General features: G+C 50.4%; 1 pseudogene. It reads left to right on the top strand.

The window, feature by feature from the left end:
* Positions 1 to 358: pseudogene (locus tag A2F46_RS12780) on the top strand (hypothetical protein); the annotation flags it as partial.
* Between the last annotated feature and the right edge of the window lie 7 nt (positions 359 to 365).

Here is a 365-nt window from a genome sequence, read left to right as displayed (position 1 = left end):
AGAAGTATTGACCACCACAGAGCAAATGCGTGGCGTGGCGCATGATGTCGGGTTTCAAACGGCTAAAGACAATTACAGCACCAAAGCGGCCAAGTTAAGCAAAACGTCACAGGCCAAATTGGCGTTTTATGAGCGCAATACTCTGGACGTCATCCGTGGATTGGATGTGGATACCCGTAGTCAGGCACTGCGCAATTTCTATGAAAATACAGCCAAACAAATGCACGGCAGCAAGTTGGACATGCCGCACCCAATGCAAATTCCCGATCTCGAACAAACCCGATTAACCCAACCGGACGCGGAACATCAGCGCCCATCTGGCTCTGTAAAGAGCGATGACCAGGAAATTGACCGCTAGGAGAGCA

The sequence above is a fragment of the Snodgrassella sp. CFCC 13594 genome (assembly GCF_001590725.1).
Classification (GTDB): Bacteria; Pseudomonadota; Gammaproteobacteria; order Burkholderiales; family Neisseriaceae; genus Snodgrassella.
The sequence above is the reverse complement of the archived record's forward strand: the minus strand, read 5'-3'. Positions and strand labels throughout refer to the sequence as shown.